Source organism: Corallococcus sp. 4LFB (genome assembly GCF_046520365.1).
Taxonomy (GTDB): domain Bacteria; phylum Myxococcota; class Myxococcia; order Myxococcales; family Myxococcaceae; genus Corallococcus; species Corallococcus caeni.
Genome location: NZ_JBKGHJ010000542.1, coordinates 1 through 5195, shown reverse-complemented (window position 1 = coordinate 5195; position 5195 = coordinate 1). Strand labels below are relative to the sequence as shown.

The 5195-nt window shown below is 71.0% G+C and carries 4 protein-coding genes; all 4 read right to left on the bottom strand.

The window, feature by feature from the left end; translation table 11 throughout:
• Positions 1-176: 176 nt before the first annotated feature.
• A complete protein-coding gene (locus ACLEQD_RS36385; RefSeq protein WP_410390478.1) occupies positions 177-1052 on the bottom strand; it encodes an alpha/beta fold hydrolase in 876 nt (291 codons plus the stop codon).
• A gap of 136 nt (positions 1053-1188) precedes the next feature.
• Complete coding sequence (locus ACLEQD_RS36380; RefSeq protein WP_410390476.1) at positions 1189-3993, bottom strand: hypothetical protein; 2805 nt, start codon at positions 3991-3993, stop codon at positions 1189-1191.
• Between the two features lie 156 nt (positions 3994-4149).
• The gene (locus ACLEQD_RS36375) at positions 4150-4434 is read right to left on the bottom strand and encodes a hypothetical protein (RefSeq protein ID WP_410390474.1); all 285 of its coding nucleotides are present in this window, start codon (positions 4432-4434) and stop codon (positions 4150-4152) included.
• On the bottom strand, positions 4431-5195 hold a 765-nt coding region (locus ACLEQD_RS36370), incomplete at its 5' end, for a hypothetical protein (protein WP_410390473.1). The genes ACLEQD_RS36370 and ACLEQD_RS36375, both read right to left, overlap by 4 nt.

Here is a 5195-nt window from a genome sequence, read left to right as displayed (position 1 = left end):
CGCTCCCCCCGTCAGCGGCGCACCGCGCGAACTGGTCCGACTGTCGGACCAGTTGGGACTACCGAGGCCGGGCCTCGCTCCCCCCGTCAGCGGCGCACCGCGCGAACTGGTCCGACTGTCGGACCAGTTGAGACCACCGAGCTCGGGCGGGAGGTGTCCTCCGGATGTCCGGACGCTCAGCCCTGGAGGAACGCCAGCAGGTCCTTGTTGATGACGTCCTTGTTCACCGAGCACATGCCGTGGCTGAAGCCCGGGTAGACCTGGAGCTTCGCGCCCTTCACGAGCGTCACCGTGATGCGCGCCGCGCCGTCGATGGGGACGATCTGGTCGTCATCGCCGTGCATCACCAGCGTGGGCACGTCGAAGCGGGCCAGGTCCGCGCGGAAGTCCGTTTCAGAGAAGGCCTTGATGCAGTCGTACTCGGCCTTCAGGCTCCCCATCACGCTCTGGAGGTGAAAGCTCTCGCGCAGCCCTTCCGATACCTGCGCACCCGGCCGGTTGAAGCCATAGAACGCAAGGCTCAGCTCCTTGAAGAAGCTGGAGCGGTCTCCACGCACGCCCGCGCGGATGTCGTCGAAGACCTTCATGGGCAGGCCGTTGGGGTGCCAGTCCGTCTTGAGCATGATGGGCGGCACGGCGCTGATGAGCACCGCCTTCGCCACGCGCCCGGTGCCATGGCGCCCGATGTAGCGCGTCACTTCCCCGCCGCCCGTGGAGTGGCCGACATGGACAGCCTTGCGCAGGTCCAGCGCGGACGTCAACTCCGCGAGGTCATCCGCATACGTGTCCATGTCGTGGCCGTCCCACGGCTGTGACGAGCGCCCGTGTCCCCGGCGGTCATGGGCGATGGTCCGATACCCGCGCTCGGACAGGAACAGCATCTGGTCCTCGAAGGCATCGGACGTGAGCGGCCAGCCGTGGGAGAAGACGATGGGCTGCCCCTGCCTGGGACCCCAGTCCTTGAAGTAGAGCTGCGTGCCGTCCCGCGTGCTGAGGAAGCTGCCGGAAATCCGCCCCGTCTGCGGGGAGCCCGTCTGGGTTTCGTTCGTCATGGCGCGACGGTGCGCATCGCGCCCGGGGCCGGTGATTGCCCCCGGGGGTCAGGTCAACGCGCCCGCTTCACGAACGACGAGGGCCCTGGCCCTCATGCGCGTAGAGTGCCTCAGCCGCTGACCGCGGACGCCGCCGCTACGGGTGGCTGGCCGGGTTCGCGGGGTCGGTGCCCGCGGCCCGCTCGTCCCCGTCGAGGAAGCCGTCCAGGTCCCGGTCGATGCCCATGCGCAGGCCGGAGCCCGGCGGCGTGCAGGTGTACGTCAGCACGCCGTGGCTCGTGGCGACTCCCGAGCGCAGCGACGCGGACGGCACCAGCGGGAGCGCCGCGCGGTCCGCCTTGAACCGACCGCCGCCCAGGTAGCGGAAGCCCATCTCGGACGTGCCCGCGCGGCCCTTGGCCACCAGGTCGCACTCACCCGCGTCCGCGCGCGCCATCAACAGGTCGATGCGCGAGCCGACCACCGCCGCGTTGGTCGCGGTGAGCGTCACCTGCTGTCCGACGATGGGCGCCAGGTTGGTCTCGAAGGCGAACATGTATTGCTCCATGTCCTTCTTCGCCTGGAAGCCCGCGGGCGTGTCCGGGATGCCCACCTGGTTGAAGACGGGGTGGAAGTCGAAGCCGCTGTTGAAGAGGAACAGCGTGGGGATGGCGCCGTCGCTGTTGAAGCCCGTGCCGCGCACCTGGTCCCCCAGGAACGGATCCACCGGCGTGTTGCCGAAGGGGAAGCCAGCGCCGAACATGCCGACCTTCTGGTACATGTTCCGCAGGTGCGGGACCTTGGGGAACAGCGGCTCCGCGTCGAAGGAGCTGCGGCCGTCCGTCCCGAAGAAGCCCTTGAAGGGGCCTTCCCCCGGGTTCGCGTTCACGTCCACGCGGTGGCAGGCCTCGCACGAGCCCTGGAAGAAGCTGGTGGTGTTCGTGAAGAAGTCCTTGCCCGCCTGCTGCGAGGCCGTGAGCGAGTTGTCCAGCTTGCGGATGGGGTTGGGCGGGTAGACGACCTGGAGGATGAAGTCGGAGAACTTCTGCATCTCCGTCTCGGAGAGCTGGGCGCTGCGGCCCAGCAGGTCCTTGAACGCGGGGTTGAACTGCTTGAAGGCCGCGACCTCGTCGAAGGTGCCGCTGTTGGGCTGCACGCTGGGCGCGCTGTCGCCGCCGGTGCGGTCCCCTCGCCAGTGCATGGGGCCCTGGTTGGCCATGCCGCGCAGGCTCTGCGTGGACAGGGGGCCCTTCATCGGGTGGAAGGCCGTGTCCTGGCCGAAGGTGGGGTCCGTGCCGAACTCCGGCAGCACCGGAACGATGGGGTTGGAGCTCGTCCTCACGTCGCCGTCCGGGTTGCCCAGGTCCCAGGTGGTGCTGTCGAAGTCACCGAAGATGTGGCAGCTGCCACAGGACGAGTCGCCGTGGCTGGAGCTGGTGCGCGCGTCGTAGAGGAACGGGCGGCCCTGCACCACGCTCGCGGGCTCCGGGTTGAACATGGGCAGGTGCGCCACCTCCGTCTTCGTCGCGGTGTCGACGACGGAGAGCGCGTTGTCGAAGCGGGTGAGCACGTACAGGCGCCCCCGGGCCTCGTCCAGCACCAGGCCGGTGGGGCCGCCGCCGCTCAGCGAGACCTGGCTCGCGGTGGAGGGCGTGAAGGTGCCGGCCTCCAGCTGCGACGTCGCGTACACGCCCAGCTTCGACGAGCCGAACGCGGCGACATAGAGCGTGGCGCCGTCGGACGTCACCGCCATGCCCGTGGGCTGCGCGAGGCTCTTCTCGCTCTCCGCGTTGGGCGTGGGCGCGCAGCAGGCCGCGTAGTTGATGTGCGTGTTGAGGTGGCGGGGCGTGACCGTGGGGGCGCCGGGGTTGCCCAGCACGGTGATGCGGCTCTCGTGCAGGTGGCCGCGCAGGCTGCTCCCCGTCAGGGTGCCGGGGCCCTCGAAGCGCAGGTCGTTGCGCGCCTCGGTGTTGCTCACGTAGACCTTCCCGCTCACCGGGTTGACGGCCATGTTGAACAGGATGGTGCCCACGCCCGCGTAGGTGCCCGCGGCGCCAGTCACCTGCACGGGCGGGTTGGCGGTGGCGGAGATGGCGAACACGTCCTTGTCCGGCAGGGAGAAGCGCAAGGAGTCGGTCCACGGCCGGTCGAGCACGTCCAGCCAGTCCTGGCCGTTGTACTTCACGATGACGGAGACCTCCGGAGCGGCGATGCCCTGGTGGTTGACGTTGGGGCCGGGGACGCCGCCCACGGACTCACCGCCGTTGGGCACCAGGCTCTCGTGGACCACGGAGGTGCGGTTGCCGGAGTGGAACGCCGCCGCGTAGACGCGGCTGCCGTCCGGCGTGGCCGCGAGCGCGCGCGGCGTGTCACCAAAGAAGCTCAGGCGGGTGAGCGGCGTGCCGCCCAGCGTCGTCCCCAGGCTCTCCGAGTCGAAGACCCAGACGTCCGCGCGGCCCACGCCCGGCGTGGTGAGCTGCGGGTCGAACCCGGTGTTCTGTCCGCGGTGCGCGGCGGTGATGAACGCGCGCTTCTTGCCGGTGCCGGCGAAGACGATGTCGCGGGGCTCGTCGCCCACGAGCAGCGTCCGCGTCACGCTGCCGCCCTGCCCGTTCGCGTCCACGCGCACGATGCTGACGCTGTCGGACAGGTGGTTGACCACCCAGACCTCGTCGTTGGTGCGCGCGGCGACGGCCACGGGCTCCAGGCCCACGGGCACGGAGCCCCTGTGGGTGAGGCCGCTGGCGGCGACCTGGAAGATCTCCAACCGGTTGTCAGGCGTGTTGACGGCGTAGAGCCACTGGCCGTTGGGCGACAGGGCCAGGGGGCGGACCTGGCCACTCTCGAAGACGGTGAAGTGCTGCGCGTGCGACGTGCGGCCGTAGGCAAGGCCCAACAGCAGCATCGCCGCGGACGCGGTGCGCTGGAAGACTCGGCGCACCACCGGGTGTCTGGCGTTCATGATGTCTCTCGGGGAAGGGGCTGGAGGCCCCGGCTACACAGTAGAGGTGGCGTCCGACATGGGGGAACGGGTGGACCCGGACCGGGCGGAGTCGTTGCGCGGCGCGACGACCCTCTCCCAGTACGCAGCGAAGGGCGTTCCCGGGTCGGACCGGCGCTACCGGGGCCAGTCCCGCAGGAGCCGTTCGGTGGCGTCCTGCTGGTCCCACTGCACGCGGCCGGTCAGCGTCAGGCTCCCGTGCTCGATGACAATCCTCCGCCACACCGGGGCGCCCGGGACGTAGCGCGCGTCCGCGCGGGCCCAGGCCGCGCCGCCGGTGGCCTCCACCATGCGCAGCACGCAGGCGTCGAACTCCGCCTCTGGCAGCCAGCGCAGCGCGTCCAGCACCTGGTCGGACTCGAAGTCGCGCAGCGGCGACGGCCGGCCGGTGACGGCACTCAAGGCCTGGGGGCCCCTTCCCTCCGGGATGAAGGAGAGGCCCTGGGGGCCCAGCACGCAGAACCCCTGGCGCCTGCCGAGCTTCGCGGGAAACACCGCCACGCTGTCCAGGCGCACCCCCGCCCGGGCGCGCCGCGCAGCGGGGGCTGCCGGTGCAACTCCACGAGCAGGGCGACCGCCGCGGCGCCGCGCACGGAGCGCGCATGGAGCCGCCGGTCCCCCTCCACCTTGAGGTCCACGTTCTGTTCCAGCCGGAAGCCGTCAGGGGAGATGGTGCCCAGCCGCACCTCCTGCGGCTCACCGAACACCGGCGCCCAGATGAGCCGCTCGCTGGTGAGCCGCAGCCGGCCCGCGCGCAGGGCCTGTGAGGCCAGGAGGCCCAGGGTGCCCGCCACCAGGCCGGCCACCACGGGGACATCCATCGACCTGGGGAGGACCAGCAACAGCAGGAAGCACAGCGCGGCCAGCGCGCCCCAGGCGAGCACCAGGCGCGGCGACACTTCCCGCCGCAGGGACATGGGCACGAGGCTCGGGCCCGAGCTTCGCCAGGTGTCATCCTCGAAGACGAGCACCTCGCCCGGCTTCAGCGCCCAGCGCGCGGGCTGGCGCACCAGCGCATCCAGCCGCGTCAGCGCCTCCTCCAGCGACACGTCCTCCGGCGCCACCGTCAGCACGTCCAACCTGCGCCGGGCCAGCCGCGTCAGCCGCTCCCGCCGCGCCGACAGCGCCCGGGCCTCGCGCAGGACGGGCGTGGCGTCCGGCCA

Coding starts and splice junctions, on each gene's coding strand:
- ACLEQD_RS36385 (WP_410390478.1), bottom strand. CDS start 1,052: ATGACGAACGAAACCCAGACGGGCTCCCCGCAGACGGGGCGGATTTCC.
- ACLEQD_RS36380 (WP_410390476.1), bottom strand. CDS start 3,993: ATGAACGCCAGACACCCGGTGGTGCGCCGAGTCTTCCAGCGCACCGCG.